Here is a 16542-nt window from a genome sequence, read left to right on the forward strand (position 1 = left end):
ACTCATTCGTTGGTCTTACCTTTATAGTTTTAATGAGTAAATTTAATTGTTTGCCTTGCTTAGGCTATTTTATAATAATTAAATATAGGCTATATTTGATCCAGTAAATCATCTCTCTCGTATGGTAAAATGCCCTTCTAATGAGTATCCCAAATCACATCCTTGAGCAACTAAGTAGCCAAGCTGATCTTATCAGCATTATTGGTCGCCATACTACGCTTAAACGCGCAGGAAGTGAGTATCGAGGCTGTTGCCCGTTCCATGGCGAAAAATCGCCCTCTTTTTATGTCAATCCACAAAAGAATATCTATCACTGCTTTGGCTGTAATGTCGGCGGCAATGCTATTAGCTTTTTACGTGATTACGAGAACCTTACCTTTATAGAAGCAGTAAAAGAGCTATCGAAGCAGACCGGTATTGAGATACCAGAGGAGGATCGCCAAAACGTCAGCTATAAGCGCACGGTGACTAAACCTAAAGCGGCATCTCAGCATGATAATTATCAGCCCAGCAATGATCAGCACAGTAATAATCAAAGTAATAGCAAGCCATACGCAAAACCTACGGCTCAATCAACAAGTGCTAGCCCTGTCCAAACGCAAAAACCTGCTGCCAGCTCACCAGCTAATGATATTGTCAGCTATGATAACGCTGACGATTACAGCAGTTATGCCAATCAGAACTTTTACGACGATGACTATAATAGTACAGGTTATGATGATAGCTACTTTGTCGGTGGTGCTAGTGTCGGTGCTCATGACGACAGCCACGACAGTACGCCCCCATGGTTAAATGATGAGAGTGCTGCTAACACCAATATTGAAAATAGCGCTGACAAAGACGGCAATCTGTACGATTTACTGCTACAAATTGAGCAATTCTACCAGCGTAATTTGCAGACTCATCCGCATGCCAAGCATTATTTTATGACACGCGGTATCACAGAACAGAGTATTGAGACCTTTGCTTTAGGCTACGCGCCTTTTGGCTGGCAGCATCTTGAACACGAGTTCCCGCAAGATATCGAAGGTTTAAAAGCGCTCGGACTAGTGCGCCAATCAGACTCAGGTCGCGACTATGACCTACTGCGAGATCGGATTATCTTTCCGATTCGAGATAATCAAGGTCGTACTATTGGCTTTGGTGGACGGGCGCTCGATGATCAGGTCAAGCCCAAATATATCAACTCCTCAGACTCGCCCGTCTTTCATAAGCAGCATGTACTCTATGGCTATTATGAATCGCGTCAGCAACGTGCCAACGACTGGCTAGTGGTCGAAGGCTATATGGATGTTATCGCTCTGCATCAAGCAGGTATTTATGGGGCGATTGCCTCGATGGGTACCGCTATTAATGAGAGCCAAATCTCACGGCTATTGACCCTGAACCCGACGCTAACGTTGAGCTTTGATGGTGATAGCGCAGGTCAAAAGGCCGCTTGGCGTACCCTTGAGATTGCGCTGCCTGTGCTAGGTGATGATAAAGAGCTGCGGTTTTTAAGTCTGCCAAATGACCATGATCCTGATACCTTTATCAAAAGTCATGGCGTTGAAGCTATGCGCGAACAGATCGCTCAGGCCATGCCACTGTCGCAGTATATCTTTGCTTATCTAAGCGAGCGCTATGACATGAGCTTGGCTGAAGGTAAAGCTAAGCTCATGTCGCAAGTACGGACGCTGACCAACTCTCTGCCTAAAGGTAGTAGCTTTCGTTATTTACTCAACAACGATATCTATCAAAAGCTTGGCGGCAGGCGCAGTCAAAACGTTGAGGCCAAAGACGCGCTATTAGACTTTGATGGTGAGATGACCATCAGCCAGCAATTACAGCTGTGCTTTTTGTTTCAACCAAGCGCATTAGCTGATGATCCTATTCAGGTTATTTGGCAACAAGCGGGTATTCATGGATTAAACCTACCCGCGCATATTAAGCAAAAAGCGTCTGATGATGCTCTGCGCCCCTTGGCTTGGGACGATCTACAAGACGACCCTTTACTCGATGTCGTAAGCACCATTCAACGCTGTTCGAACTACTTGCCACTAGATGCCAATGCCGCAGCTCACTTTGTTTTATCTAATTTAAAACCCTCAACTCAACAAGCACTCAGCCGTAATTGGGGCGCTTTTTTTAAGACCTTAACCCTAAGAAATGTGTTAAGCCTTGATGAATTGATTGAAAACTTAGTGAGTCAGCTGTTAGAGCGTAACATGAGAAAAAAGATACAAGATTTAGTAAAAAACCCCGATCATATCAAGGCGACTATTGTACGTATGCAGGCTCAGCTCTTGAGTAACTGGCTACGAGAGCAGCAGGCAGAACAATCCGCGCAAATGGTTAGTATTTGAGTTATTTTTAATTAAAAAACAGATAACCGCTGCAAGTCCTTTAAAAGCCAGCCTACTGACCCCATTGTTTATGGTTAAGGTGTCTTATATAAAGCCAAAAAATATATAGACATAAATGTCCTAGTGACTTTATAACCGTTAATTCATAACCTTATGCTCGTTTACTAGGGTCTGTGCTAAACTACGCCGTTTATATATTCTTAGTGGCTCTAAACCAGCGCTTTTAAATTATAAAACACCATGAATTTTGATACTTGTTTCGATAAATTATTTAGATAATATTTTTTGAATAACCTTGTAGTATTTTGAGTTTTTATTTATATCCATTCGTTTTTATTATTGGTATTTATGACTACGCTTAACTAGGATCAGTCTCATGACTAGATCAGCAACCCAAAGCTAGTATGACTGACCTAAATAATAAAAATGTCCGACAAAAAAGTGAGTATTTATGAACGATAAGTCAGTTTCTAAGTCCACATCTCAGCTAGCCACGCTTATCCAAATGGGTAAAGAGCAAGGCTATTTGACCTATGCTGAGGTTAACGATCAGCTACCCGACTCCATCACCGAAAGCGATCAAATCGAGGACATCATACAGATGTTGACCGACGTCGGTATTAAAGTATTTGAATCGGCACCTGATGCTGATGATATTTTGATGAACGATGACTCAAACGATGATGAGGCAGCAGCGGATGAGGCTGCGGCAGTATTGGCAGCGGTAGAAACTGATCCCGGTCGCACCACGGATCCTGTACGTATGTATATGCGTGAGATGGGTACGGTTGATCTACTGACCCGTGAGGGCGAGATTGCTATTGCCAAACGTATTGAAGAAGGTATTCGTGACGTGCAGCATGCGATGTCATATTGGCCAGGAACGGTACAATACGTGCTTGATGAGTATCAAAAAGTGGTCGATGGCGACAAGAAGCTCTCCGATGTTATTACGGGATTTTTAGATCCTGAAACTGAGGAAGATAAAGCCGCTGCAGAAGCCGAAAAAGAGCGAGCCAAAGAGGCACGCGAACGCGAGAAAGAGCGCGAGAAAATGCCCGTTGTCAAGACCAAAGCTAACGCAAAGGATGATGATGACGAAGACGATGATGATGAGACTGAGGAAGAAGAAGAAACCACTGGTATCGATCCTGAAGAAGTGCGCATTCGCTTAGAGGAGATCGAGGGCTTATTTATGACTGCCAAGCAAGCGCTGCTTGACTATGGTCGTGGTAGTGAGCAAGCTAACGAAGCTTATAAGCTGCTCGCTGAGCGTTTTATGATGCTCAAGCTCAATAATCGTATGTCTGATCAGGTCATGGCTATTATGCATGACGTCTATGATGATGTGCGTAAACAAGAGCGTCAGATCATGCGCTTGGTGATTCGCCGTGGTCGTATGCCGCGTGAAGAGTTCCGCAAAACTTTCCCAAGTAATGAGACTAACGTCGATTGGTTGACCGAACGCCTAAAAGGCAAGCCTGCCTTTAGCGAGACTTTAGAAAAAGTGACCGACGACGTTATTCTTTTACAGCGTAAAATCCGTGATTATGAGCAAAAGCTTGAGATGGAAATTCACGACATGAAGGATGTGGCGCGTCGTATGGCAATTGGTGAAGCCAAAGCCCGCCGTGCCAAAAAAGAAATGGTTGAGGCTAACCTACGTCTGGTTATCTCCATCGCCAAAAAATACACCAACCGTGGCTTGCAGTTCTTGGATCTTATTCAAGAAGGTAATATTGGTCTAATGAAAGCGGTCGATAAGTTTGAATATCGCCGTGGTTACAAGTTCTCGACCTACGCCACGTGGTGGATTCGTCAGGCGATTACTCGCTCTATCGCCGATCAGGCGCGTACTATCCGTATCCCTGTGCATATGATTGAGACCATCAACAAAATCAACCGTGTCTCACGTCAATTGCTACAAGAGATGGGCCGTGAGCCGACGCCTGAGGAGTTAGGCGAACGCTTAGAGATGGACGAAGTAAAGGTGCGTAAAGTACTGAAAATTGCCAAAGAGCCGATCTCTATGGAGACGCCAATCGGTGATGATGAAGACTCGCACTTAGGCGACTTTATCGAAGATGGTACGATCTCAAGCCCTGTTGATGATGCGACGGCAGCTGGTCTACGCGAAGCGACGCGTGATGTGTTGGGTAATCTAACTGAACGTGAAGCCCGCGTATTGAAGATGCGTTTTGGTATCGATATGCCAACCGATCATACGTTGGAAGAAGTCGGCAAGCAGTTCGATGTGACCCGTGAGCGTATTCGTCAGATCGAGGCAAAAGCGCTACGCAAACTACGTCATCCATCACGCTCTGAGCATTTGCGCTCATTCCTTGAGAATGACTAGATAAAGAGTGACTAAGTTTGATAAAGATAGTTATCCAAAAAAGCTGAGCCATTGCTCAGCTTTTTTGTGGCTATTAGTTTGTGGCTATTAGTTTGTGCTTATAAGATAGATTTTATGTGAAAGCTTACTCCAAGATTAACAACTTACTTTCAGTAAGCGCCTTCGCTATAGATAAGCTCATAGCTGTGACTATAAATCTCAACGATATTACCAAACGGGTCTTCCATATAAATCATACGATAAGGTTTTTCGTCTGGATAGTAGTAGCGTGGCTTTTGCATGCGTTTTTTACCACCAGCCGCCACAATACTCTCAGCAAGCCCTTCTACATCAGGATCTTGCACACAAAAATGAAAGATACCCGTTTTCCAATATTCAAAATTATTCTCAGGATTTTCTTGATTCTTAAATTCAAATATCTCCACGCCTATGCGATCGCCAGTCGATAAATGCGCGATACGAAAGCTGCCCCAACCTGCGCCAAACACTTCCGTACACATCTCACCAATTGGACTGTCATCTTCAACGATCTCAGTCGGCTCCATAATAATGTACCAACCCATGACTTCTGTATAGAACTTCACCGCTGCTGCTAAGTCAGGTACTGAAAGACCAATATGTGAAAAACTTCTTGGGTAAACCTTACTCATTGTTAGTACTCCTGCTTGATATGCTGTTTTTGATTAGTGATCGCTTGACACAGGACTACTATACAAAGGTACAATCATTACGTAAAATTATCATTTATTATATAAATAAGTATGGTTTGTAATGATAAATACTATCTGGCTACGCACTTTTTGTACTTTGGTAGAAGTCGGTCACTTCACTCATACAGCTGAGCGTCTGCATATGACGCAATCGGGCGTCAGTCAACATATTAATAAGCTCGAGGCGCAGTTAGATATCTCGCTGCTTATACGCCAAGGTAAGCAATTCTCATTAACTAGTGCAGGCGAGTACCTCTATGACGAGGCAAAAGATATCTTGCTAAAACTGACTCATTTAGAGCAGCGTCTTGGGGAGGATTTAGCTTTTGAGGGTAAGGTGCGTGTGATGTCGCCTGGAAGTGTGGGGCTCAAGCTCTATCCTCATCTTTTATCATTGCAACAGATGCATCCTAAGCTGATAATCAATTATAGGTTTGCACCTAATAGTGACGTGGAGCAGGCGCTGGTTAGTAGTGATATTGATATCGGTTTTATGACTGATATCTCCCGTATTTCCAGTATCAATTGTAAGCCCGTGGCGACGGAAGCTTTGTTATTAGTGACGTCAGCGCAGATTAAATCAGTAGACTGGGAAGCTTTAGTCCAACTTGGATTTATTGGTCATCCTGATGGCGCTCATCATGCCAATCTATTATTAGGCGCTAACTTTTCTGAGTTTGAGCATATTAACGACTTTGAAGAAAAGGGCTTTTCTAATCAGATAGGGTTGATTTTGGAGCCTGTAAGTCGCGGATTAGGATTCACCGTGCTACCTGAGCATGCTGTCGTTGCCTTTGAAAGATCTCATCTTATCAATAGCCACCCTCTATCTACTCCCATCAGTGAAACCCTTTATGTGGCGACCAAACGCGAGTATGCCATGCCTCGTAGAATACAAACCCTCATTGAGGAAGCGCAAAAATGGCTGTAAGTGATGCCCGTTTCATAAGAACTTTGAATAATATAAGAAATTTAAATAATATAAGAACTTTGAATGAACAGTAGCTTTGAGCAAAACCATCAGTTAAAGCAATGTTAGCGACGCTTTTGTATAGAGGCACTTCGAAGCTTCAATATAAGGGCACAGACAGAACCATTATTTATGGTTCTGTGCGCATCACTTGCTAATGATGCCAGAGTTCGTCTATCATATGGCTCAACTGCTCAAATAACAGCAGATCTAAACTATTTATTCCTAAAAACCTTGTCGGGGTGCTGTGATTTTTGATGCTTTTGACACCATCACAATCATGGCTGAGAGTTACCCGCGAACCTGATGCAGTTAGCACTGACGTAGGAAACAAGCGTGACATTTTGTAGCACACCTCTTAAGCCTATTTTGCTAAGCAAGCCTTGCCCGTTTATATCCATAATCTGCTAAGTTTTTTGTGCCTACTCACTTCTCGTCTCCTACCACCTGCTTACTTGCACTTTTATAAAGGCAAGTGCACCCTATGAATTATCAAACGCTACGTCACAACTGCCCAACGTGGGATGACTACATCCAACATGACTTTGTCAAGCAGTTAGCGGCAGGCACGCTTGCCCCTGACAGCTTTCGTCATTACCTCGTCCAAGACTATTTATATCTGATTCACTACACCCGCGTGATGGCTTTGAGTGTCTATAAAAGCGCAACGCTGGCGCAAATGCGGATGGGTCAAGCAGGTATCAATGCCATGCTCGATATGGAAATCGACATGTATCTTGACTTCTGTCATCAATGGAACATACCCCTTGAACAAGTTGAGAGCGCTACTGAATCTGCCGCGACCATCGCTTATAGCCGCTATATCTTAGACGCTGCGATGTCAGGCTCACTGGCCGAGCTTTATGCGGCTATTGCCCCTTGCCTAATGGGCTATGGAGAAATTGGCAAACGCATTAAAGAGCAAGGTTTTATCACGGGCAATCCGTATCAGCCATGGACTGATGTGTTTTCCAGTGACGAATTTCAAGCGATTACCGTGCAGAACGAAGCACAGATTGATGCTCTACTCGCACAGGCTAGCCCTACGCAAATGGATAAATTCCAGCAGCTATTCAATACTGCTGCGCGTATGGAGGTCAGTTTTTGGCAACAGGCGTTAGATCTGTCTTAACCTATGTTTTTAACTCATATTTGAAATTATCGTCAACCTAGCTTGTAGTGAATATAAGCCTCTAAAATTAACCTTAGCCATCAACAACTAACAATAACTATCAACAAGGAAAAATATCATGGCCGCATTCGATGAACACGCCAGTGCGTACGACAGCTGGTTTTTGGATAACCAGAACTTACTAGCCAGCGAGCTAAAGCTGGTCGCACGCTTCTTAGATAAAGACAGTAAGATACTGTCTATCGGCTCTGGTAGCGGGTTATTTGAGTCGCTACTAGCAAAGGAATACGATATCCATATCACGCATGGTATTGAGCCATCAAAAGATATGGCAGAAATCGCTGAAAAACGTGGCCTACAAGTAGACATTAGCCCTGCTGAAACCTGCGAGATTGAGCCTAATAAATTCGATATCATCCTGTTTAACGGCAGCGTCAGTTATATTAGTGATTTGGACATTTGTATCCAAAAAGCCTATGACGCCTTAAAAACTGGTGGCAAGCTTATCCTCATCGATGTGCCTAAAGAGAGCGGATTTGCCACCCTTTATAACTTAGCCAGCGCTGTAGATACTTGGCAGCACCCTTTACTGGAACACATCTCCCCTGCTGACCCTTATCCTATTGAGCTGGTCAAATCAGCGAACTGGCGCACCTCTGATGAAAAAATCACACTGATGCAAGCGAATGGTTTTGTTGATTTTGAGTATGCGCAAACCTTGTTAACTCATCCTATGTATGCCAATGATAAAGTCCAAGAGGTTATTAAAGGTTATGATCGTGGCGACTATGTCGCGATTTGTGGCTATAAAAAGTAGCTGATAAAGGATTTGCAACCTCAAAGCTAGGATGCACCCTTGAATAATGCCTTATGTATCATTATAAATAGAATATGCAATGGCTGCTCTTACGCGTTGATTGACGCTATCATTACTCTCAAAAATCGTTATCAAACATCACTGTCAAAAAATCTGAGCCCATCTCAGATTTTTTCGCTAAAAGTCAGAGCGCTTCATCATTTAAAACAATCATAAGGATTACTCATGAGTGATAACCAACAAAACCCAGATGTAGAAAAAGACAGCAAAAAAGAAATCGAGATGACCGATATGACGCCTAATGAGGGTATCTTAAAAGGCAAAAAAACTGATATTCAAAATCCTGAGCTCTGGGACTTTCCTATGGACTACCCGATGAGCATTATCGGGCATGAAGGCGAGTATGATAGTCTTCTAAATGAGATTAAGCTTATCCTCGGCAGCCAATTTCCAGATTTTGACTTAGCCTCTATCGAAGTCAAGCCTTCAAAAACAGGTCGCTTCCATTCAGCGCGTGTGAATATACACATTACCACTGCCGAGCAAGTGAATACGCTCTATGCGGCGCTTGATGATGCCAAAACCGTACGTATGGTGGTATAAGTTAATGCGTTACTGGCCTATTGAGTGGCCTGCTCAAAATAGCGAGCTATAAATATAAAGGTAAAATACGCATTACGTAATCGTCACTTATTTGGGTGGCGATTTTTTGTGTACTGCGCTACAATCTACGCCCTCATTTTCACTCTGACAGCGCTATTATTAGCCATGACTTTTAATCATTATAAAAACGAAAGCGCAAGCCTTTTTTTATAAAATATTTTGTTATTGCTTACATTTTCTCTAAGCCTTATCCCATCACCCTTTGCTCTCATTTGAGCGCGATACATGCCTTCATCAACATAAATCCTAGTGAAAATCAATATAGCATTTTCAAAAAATTCCCGCTATATTGTGCCTACTTACTAATCAACACGCTATATGTAGTGCTCAATGATTTTTATCATTATTTTGAGCAAGGGTATATTTTTGCCCAAAAAGCACTGACAGTATTTAGAGCAGTAGTTAGTAAGCTTTCTGACAAAACAAATATTATAAGCAAACACTGATGAGGGTAGCATGACACATATCGACAAGATTCAAGTGACCAAACGTGACGGACGTCTAGAGCCTATTGATTTGGATAAAATCCACAAGGTTATCGAGTGGGCCGCGCACGACTTAGATAATGTGTCGGTGTCACAAGTTGAGCTAAAATCGCACATTCAGTTCTATGAAGGTATCAAGACTCGTGATATCCACGAAACCATTATCAAAGCTGCCGCTGATCTGATCTCAGAAACGACCCCTGACTATCAGTATTTAGCCGCGCGCCTAGCGATCTTCCATCTGCGTAAAATCGCCTATAATAAATTTACCCCACCGCATCTGTACGATCATGTGAACAAACTGACCGATGCAGGTAAATATGACGAGCATATCCTAGCCGATTATAGCCGCGAAGAGTTCGATGAGCTTAACGAATATCTTGACCATTGGCGCGATATGAATCTGGCCTATGCTGCGGTTGAGCAAATGGCCGGTAAATACCTCGTGCAAGATCGCGTCACTAAGACCGTCTATGAAAGCCCGCAGTTTCTTTATATGCTAGTCGGTATGTGTCTGTTTGCCAATTACGACAAAGCTGAGCGTATGAGCTATGTGAAGCGCTTCTATGACGCCACCTCACAATTTAAAATCTCCCTACCGACGCCTATTATGTCTGGTGTACGTACCCCATCGCGTCAATTTAGCTCATGCGTATTGATCGAATGTGGTGATAGTCTTGACTCAATCAACGCTACCACCAGCGCTATCGTGCGTTATGTGTCGCAGCGCGCGGGTATCGGCATCAACGCGGGTCGTATTCGTGCCCTTGGTAGCCCTATCCGTGGCGGTGAAGCCCAGCATACGGGCTGTATTCCTTTTTATAAATTATTCCAAACGGCTGTAAAATGCTGCTCACAAGGTGGCGTGCGTGGCGGTGCTGCAACGTTATTTTATCCAATATGGCATTTAGAAGTAGAGTCGTTACTGGTACTCAAAAATAACCGCGGCGTCGAAGACAACCGTGTCCGTCATATGGACTATGGTGTTCAGTTAAATAAAACCATGTATACGCGCTTAATCAAAGGTCAAGATATTTCGTTATTCTCACCAGGCGATACCCCTGGCCTATATGATGCATTTTTTGAAGATCAAGATAAATTCGAAGAGCTATACACCAAATACGAGAATGACCCGAGAATTCGTAGCCGTCAAATCCCAGCGGCAGACTTGTTTAGTCTCATGATGCAAGAGCGCGCCAGCACCGGTCGTATCTATATCCAAAACGTCGATCATTGCAACACGCATAGTCCCTTTGACGCGACGGTTGCGCCGATTCGCCAGTCAAACCTATGCATGGAAATCGCGCTACCGACCAAGCCGCTCGATAACATCAATGACGAAGAAGGTGAAATCGCTCTTTGTACACTATCAGCGGTCAACTTAGGTAAAGTCGAGAATGTCAGCGATATCGAAGAGCCAGCCGAGCTGATCGTCCGTGCCCTTGATGCCCTACTCGACTATCAAGACTATCCTGTCAAAGCCGCTCAAAATGGCAGTATGCGCCGCCGTACTCTAGGTGTGGGCGTGATTAACTATGCTTATTACTTGGCGAAGAATGGCGTGCGTTACTCAGATGGCAGTGCTATTGGTCTGACCCATCAAACCTTTGAAGCGCTGCAGTATTATCTGCTAAAAGCGTCGAATAAGTTAGCAAAAGAGCAAGGCGCTTGTCCTGCTTTTAATGAGACCACTTATTCGCAAGGTATCTTACCGATCGATACTTATAAAAAAGATCTCGATAAGATCTGCCAAGAGCCATTGCACCTCGATTGGGAAACCTTGCGTAGCGAGATTACCGAACACGGTTTACGTAACTCGACCCTAACCGCGCTAATGCCATCTGAAACCTCAAGCCAGATTGCCAACGCCACTAACGGTATCGAGCCACCACGCGGTCTCGTGTCTATCAAAGCGTCAAAAGATGGCATCCTTAAGCAAGTTGTGCCTGAGATTGAAAAACTAGGCGGTCAGTACGAGCTACTCTGGCAAATGCCGAACAATGATGGCTATCTAAAGCTGGTCGCTATCATGCAAAAGTTCGTCGATCAAAGTATCTCAGCCAATACCAACTATGATCCTACGCATTATGAAGGCAATCGTGTACCGATGAAGGTATTGCTGCAAGATTTATTAACCGCGTATAAGCTGGGCGTGAAAACGTTGTATTATCATAATACGCGTGATGGTGCGAATGACGCGCAAGCGGATATGGAAGATGATTGTGCTGGTGGGGCTTGTAAGATATAGGTTTGCAAGAGAAGTTCTTTAAATAGAATTTTTAGAGGATGGCGGGTTTGGCTTTTAAGTCAAATTCGTTATTATCTTATAGTAAGCAAAAAGCACTGAACGACAAGCAACTAAAATGAAGTAAAACTTGAATATTCATCTGTGCATCTTGCAGTTGATATCTATATGTGAGTTGGAAATGACAAAGCCCAATATAATTTCTGTTATAGATATACATCATACTGATCATAATGAGAAGTGGTTCTTTAAAAATGCAAATGCAAAAAAAAAGAACTTATTAAGAGCGCTACTATATGATGAAAATACAGACACGAGAAAAGCCATTCTCAGGTTAAGGCAGATATGCGCAGTAAAAGAAATCATTGTAATTGAGAACATATTAGTAAAAAATAAAACACTAAAGAATAAAACAGAAGTTGAAAAAATAACTCAAAATTTGTTTCCCGAAGTTCCAGTTATTAGTAATCATCGTCCATTATTAGACCCTTTAGACTTCCAAAGGACATTAGGTTTAGTAAGTGGCTATGCTTACCAAAATAAAGATGTTTTAAATTTTTTCATAGAAAATATGCATAAGGTTAACTCTTGCATCCTACAAGGTGACTTTGATCAATGTGATGAACATATCAAAAATATAATAGACAAATGTGGTTATAGTTCAGCTTTGATAAGAAAAATTGTTCTAATAAATGAGCTATCTGATCAATTTGAATTAAACCCCTCTTTGTACACTTATAAATTTGTACAAGAATATAATGCAAACGGTGTTAATGTTTTTTTAAGCTCCCTTCAACAGTGCTACCAACCTGAAGTAGATTATTTTAGTTTGAAGAAGTCATTAATGAGATATACATCAGTAGACTCCTACTTGTCCTCTATGGTTCGTTTTAATCATAAACATAGACCTAACGAGTCGGAGCTTTCAAAAAACTTATATTATAGCTTGTCTAGCTCGCTAATAGATGCCCTGATCTACATAAAGCTAAACGAGGATTTGTACAACATAGATTCACTTAATGGTATTAAGTGGTTTATCGATAATTTTGACTCGTATCAAATCAGTATTGATAGTGTTTCTAAGTTTTATCTTGATTCATATCAATCAGAAAAAGAAAAAAGTGAGATTGAAAGTATTTTCTTCAAACAATCAAGTGCTTGGTATGACGTTGATGGAATCAAACCATATAGATTACTACTAGATTTCTTTAATGATAGTCCTAACTCTAGCTACTTAGATTTCGATGATCAATTATTGTTATCGATTCTAAATTCCTACGTAAAAACTAACAACCTAACACAATTAATTTCTCAGACAGGCATAGTAACTGGCAATAATAAAAATTTTAATTTCATAAAACTTATATCTGAAGGTTATGCTACAAAATCAGCCATATTTAATTATGAAGTTTTTATAAATTACGAAAACTGGATATTATCTACTAAACATTTATTTTCAATAATGGAAAGGACATCGGATTTACCAAGAACTATTGATAGCGAAAAAATGCTGTTAATGGCTTCCAATATTAAAGATATAGATTCACAGATTATTCTTTATATTCTTATAAGTAAAAAAACTCAAAATGATGAGCATGGTTTCCTACTTAGGAAAATGATACAGAGAATTACTATTGATAGATTTGAATGTAGTCTAATAAGTTTACTTGATTACTTTCATAAGATATCTCCAACTGTAGCATTGTATACATACGAAGTTTTGACTGAAGATTGCTTAGCTCTTATGCCTTTCTTAATTGATTCAGCATACATGATTACAGAAGTTAGAGCTAATCTACACGATTGGAGGGGCAAACACTCTACCCCTGAAGATAGAAATTCGTATTTTAAAATGGCTAAAGCCTTAAAAATTGAACACCAAATCAGTAAAATACGTAATAAGATTGACGATAATAGGATTTATGTGGATATAACACGTTTTAATGAATGGCTGTTTAATGAAGCATATATAAACCTGAACAATGCCATAATGGTTTTAGCACATCAAAACCTATCAAAATTTGAATCTCCCCAACTTTTAGATTTTATCAACACTATATATAATGAATTCTGTACTAATAGTATTTTTGGAATCACATCATATTTAGGTAGAAGAATAAGGCATGGTACTTTCAAAGGTCATGCTTTCTCAAACATGAATAGTTACATGGAAGAAGAGTTCTCTTTTTTAAAAGATTCTTCTTTTTCACAAACATGGACGAACTGGAAGTCTATTTACGAAAAAAAGATAGATAATATAATTACTGAAAAGCTTCATATTCAATCAGGAGATAAAAAAGGTGGTTTAATTAAACCAACTATTTACGACAACTCTTCAAAAGAAATAATTGCCAAAGATTGTATAGAAACTCTTATTAAAGACTACGAAATTAATGAGGGTAATGGTTGTATCTCAATTATTGATGAGTACTGTTGGAACCTTATAACTATTAACTTACGAGAAATAAATATCTTTTTTCAAAAAGAGAAACATGATGTTGTAGAGCTCGCTAAACGTTACCTGCTAGAGGAAGCTGAGATATTTATATCAGAGAACAATATAGAAACAAAAAAACCTTTCAGTCTAGACTTTCATAGAAATGTTAATGATAAATATAAAAAGATTAATGATTGGTTTCAAAGACCTTCTAGCGTAGCTCCTCAGATATTATTATCATTGTTATATACCGTAGTCGTGAAGCAGGTTAAAGAAACTTTTAAAGACTTCATATGCGATGAGGAGATTGTTATTGATAATGATATCGATCTTCTAGGTAGTTCTTTTCTTTGTATTTATGACGCATTGTACGTTGTAATTTATAATGCAGCTAAACATGGTAGCAGAACCTCAAGTTTATTTAGTCATATTTCTTACAACCCGGTTAGTCAACTAATTGATTTTGAAGTTAGCTCTAAACTAAATGATTCCGATAGTGAATATGAAATAAATAAACGACTCCAAATCTCTAGTGATGAAGATATTGAAAATGCTCAATTAATTGAAAACAATAGCGGTATTAAAAAGCTATATAATTTAAATCGTTATGATGATTATTTCACACTCAATGAAATAAAATGTTATGACAGAAAAGTTAATGCGTCCTTTACTTATAGGATTAAAACTAATGTTTAAAATACTAATCGTTGAAGATGATGAGTTTAAACTAAATAGCTTAATTGATTTTTTATATAAGAATCTTAAATCGATTGAAATACATGAAGCGACAAATCTATATGATGCTACTGTAACTATTAATAGCAAAAATTTTGATTTAATTTTACTTGATATGTCAATACCTAGTCACCCTCTTGAGATAGCCGGTGGAACGCCTAAGTCTCTTCCTATTGGTGGGTTGCAGATTATTTTTGAGCTTAAATCACTTAAAAGAACTGATGATTGTATAATTATTACGCAGTATCCAGACATAGAAATTTGCGGAAATCATTACCCAGTAAAACAAGCAGAAGATTATATATTTGAGAATTATAATTATAGGATACTAAAGTGCATTCAGTACTCCGAAGGAGCAAAATCATGGGAAATAGAACTCACAAAGGCGTTAAGTAATTATGAAAATTTTAATTCTTGAAGATGACGCATTAAAGCTTCAACATATACATTCATTGATTAACGGTATCGACTCAACAATTACAATAGAAAACGTAAGTAACTATCAATTATTTTATAAAAAGATCCTACTTGCTAAGTATGATTTAATATTGATGGATCTTTTGGTGCCACGTTTAGAAGGTGATGATCCTCAAGATTTAAGTAAAGAGCTAATGATAGCAGTAAGAGATGAAGATTGTATAAACTCAACTACTAACGTGATTGCTCTTACTAAGTTTCAGGAAAAAGCTCTAGATCATTTTAATGATTTAAATACTAAAGGTATTACTGTTATCACTTTTTCAGATGATAGAAATTGGGAAGAGCCAGTAGTCAGGTACATAACCGACAAGATTAACGTACCACAATATGATTTTGTAATTATATGTGCTTTGGAAAAAGAAGCGCTCGGTTTCACAAGAGCGGGTTACGACGTTTCAGAAATCACACCGATAAGAGGTTTGAATTGTAGAAATATTGATATTGATGCTTTTAGAGGTGTTATTGTAACTTGCCCTAGGATGGGTTTGGTGGACGCAGCAATTACATCTTCTCGAGCTATTGAGATTTTTCAGCCTAATTTAATTTGTATGAGCGGTATTTGTGCTGGTGTTGAAGGTGAAGCAGAAATCTACGATTTAATTATTCCTGATACTTGCTACCAGCATGACTCTGGAAAATGGACTATTGAAGGTTTAATTCCTGAACCGTATTCGGTACAACTAGATAATTCAGTCTATATTCATTTGCAAAGTATTATAAGCTTAGATAACTTTAGTAGTAGCTTAATGTCAAACATGAACCTTAAGAGGAGTCAAATACCTGAATATCTTGAAAATATCAATTTGACAACTAAATTAGGTGTAGCTTCTAGTGGTAGTACAGTCATTGCAGATAAAATAATCAATGAAAACGTGAAAGGTCAACATAGAAAAATAATAGCATTTGATATGGAGAATTATGCTGTATATGAAGCTGCTAGATTAGCCCATTCATCATTAAAATTTTTTAGTATCAAGAGTGTAGTTGACAACGGAAATGACGATAAAAGCGATAAATATCAAGAGTTGGCTTGTATTATTGCTGCAAAAGCTACAATAAAAATTCTTGAAAATATTCTTTAATATAAAAATATTATTTAATATAAACAGTATTTAAAATTTACGTATCAACCTTTTATTATTGTTAGTCAAAATATTTATAAAACCA

At 39.8% G+C, this 16542-nt stretch carries 11 protein-coding genes; 10 read left to right on the forward strand and 1 reads right to left on the reverse strand.

The genetic code is table 11. From position 1 onward, the window contains the following. Positions 1-140: 140 nt before the first annotated feature. Positions 141-2345, forward strand: coding sequence for a DNA primase (locus ACR63T_RS07480; protein WP_472783574.1), 2205 nt, complete (start codon positions 141-143; stop codon positions 2343-2345). Between the two features lie 451 nt (positions 2346-2796). Further along, positions 2797-4701, forward strand: a complete 1905-nt coding sequence (gene rpoD, locus ACR63T_RS07485) for an RNA polymerase sigma factor RpoD (protein ID WP_305898287.1) — start codon at positions 2797-2799, stop codon at positions 4699-4701. A 149-nt stretch (positions 4702-4850) separates the two neighbouring features. On the opposite strand, the gene ACR63T_RS07490 is transcribed toward rpoD, so the two are convergent. Next, complete coding sequence (locus tag ACR63T_RS07490; RefSeq protein WP_305898288.1) at positions 4851-5351, reverse strand: lactoylglutathione lyase family protein; 501 nt, start codon at positions 5349-5351, stop codon at positions 4851-4853. Between the two features lie 121 nt (positions 5352-5472). On the opposite strand from ACR63T_RS07490, the gene ACR63T_RS07495 reads away from it, so the two are divergent. The 8 genes from ACR63T_RS07495 to ACR63T_RS07530 all read left to right on the forward strand — a co-directional run bounded on the left by ACR63T_RS07495 (position 5473) and on the right by ACR63T_RS07530 (position 16457). Next, positions 5473-6342 carry a LysR family transcriptional regulator gene (locus ACR63T_RS07495; RefSeq protein WP_305898289.1) on the forward strand — a complete coding sequence of 290 codons (870 nt, stop codon included), beginning with the start codon at positions 5473-5475 and terminating at the stop codon, positions 6340-6342. Between the two features lie 523 nt (positions 6343-6865). Beyond that, positions 6866-7513: a thiaminase II gene (gene tenA / locus ACR63T_RS07500; protein WP_472783575.1), complete on the forward strand. Its 648-nt coding sequence runs from the start codon at positions 6866-6868 to the stop codon at positions 7511-7513. Between the two features lie 118 nt (positions 7514-7631). Then, positions 7632-8330, forward strand: a complete 699-nt coding sequence (locus ACR63T_RS07505) for a class I SAM-dependent DNA methyltransferase (RefSeq protein ID WP_472783576.1) — start codon at positions 7632-7634, stop codon at positions 8328-8330. Positions 8331-8612: 282 nt separating this feature from the next. Then, on the forward strand, positions 8613-8933 hold the full coding sequence (locus ACR63T_RS07510) for a YbeD family protein (protein ID WP_227680454.1): 321 nt from the start codon (positions 8613-8615) through the stop codon (positions 8931-8933). Between the two features lie 516 nt (positions 8934-9449). Next, the gene (gene nrdA, locus ACR63T_RS07515) at positions 9450-11726 is read left to right on the forward strand and encodes a class 1a ribonucleoside-diphosphate reductase subunit alpha (protein ID WP_472783577.1); all 2277 of its coding nucleotides are present in this window, start codon (positions 9450-9452) and stop codon (positions 11724-11726) included. A 178-nt stretch (positions 11727-11904) separates the two neighbouring features. After that, positions 11905-14856 carry a hypothetical protein gene (locus ACR63T_RS07520; protein WP_472783578.1) on the forward strand — a complete coding sequence of 984 codons (2952 nt, stop codon included), beginning with the start codon at positions 11905-11907 and terminating at the stop codon, positions 14854-14856. Continuing rightward, positions 14849-15313 (forward strand): response regulator, encoded by a 465-nt coding sequence (locus tag ACR63T_RS07525; RefSeq protein ID WP_472783579.1) that lies wholly within the window; start codon positions 14849-14851, stop codon positions 15311-15313. Before ACR63T_RS07520 ends, ACR63T_RS07525 begins: the two co-directional genes overlap by 8 nt. Then, positions 15294-16457: a phosphorylase family protein gene (locus ACR63T_RS07530; protein WP_472783580.1), complete on the forward strand. Its 1164-nt coding sequence runs from the start codon at positions 15294-15296 to the stop codon at positions 16455-16457. Before ACR63T_RS07525 ends, ACR63T_RS07530 begins: the two co-directional genes overlap by 20 nt. The last annotated feature ends 85 nt before the right edge of the window (positions 16458-16542 follow it).

It is taken from the genome of Psychrobacter sp. M17(2026), from assembly GCF_055699815.1.

What these genes read in the sequence shown, in the direction of transcription:
- ACR63T_RS07525 (WP_472783579.1), top strand. Translation starts at nt 14,849, where the DNA reads ATGTTTAAAATACTAATCGTTGAAGATGATGAGTTTAAACTAAATAGC.
- tenA (WP_472783575.1), top strand. Translation starts at nt 6,866, where the DNA reads ATGAATTATCAAACGCTACGTCACAACTGCCCAACGTGGGATGACTAC.
- ACR63T_RS07495 (WP_305898289.1), top strand. Translation starts at nt 5,473, where the DNA reads ATGATAAATACTATCTGGCTACGCACTTTTTGTACTTTGGTAGAAGTC.
- ACR63T_RS07490 (WP_305898288.1), bottom strand. Translation starts at nt 5,351, where the DNA reads ATGAGTAAGGTTTACCCAAGAAGTTTTTCACATATTGGTCTTTCAGTA.
- nrdA (WP_472783577.1), top strand. Translation starts at nt 9,450, where the DNA reads ATGACACATATCGACAAGATTCAAGTGACCAAACGTGACGGACGTCTA.
- ACR63T_RS07480 (WP_472783574.1), top strand. Translation starts at nt 141, where the DNA reads ATGAGTATCCCAAATCACATCCTTGAGCAACTAAGTAGCCAAGCTGAT.
- ACR63T_RS07520 (WP_472783578.1), top strand. Translation starts at nt 11,905, where the DNA reads ATGACAAAGCCCAATATAATTTCTGTTATAGATATACATCATACTGAT.
- ACR63T_RS07530 (WP_472783580.1), top strand. Translation starts at nt 15,294, where the DNA reads ATGAAAATTTTAATTCTTGAAGATGACGCATTAAAGCTTCAACATATA.
- ACR63T_RS07510 (WP_227680454.1), top strand. Translation starts at nt 8,613, where the DNA reads ATGACCGATATGACGCCTAATGAGGGTATCTTAAAAGGCAAAAAAACT.
- ACR63T_RS07505 (WP_472783576.1), top strand. Translation starts at nt 7,632, where the DNA reads ATGGCCGCATTCGATGAACACGCCAGTGCGTACGACAGCTGGTTTTTG.
- rpoD (WP_305898287.1), top strand. Translation starts at nt 2,797, where the DNA reads ATGAACGATAAGTCAGTTTCTAAGTCCACATCTCAGCTAGCCACGCTT.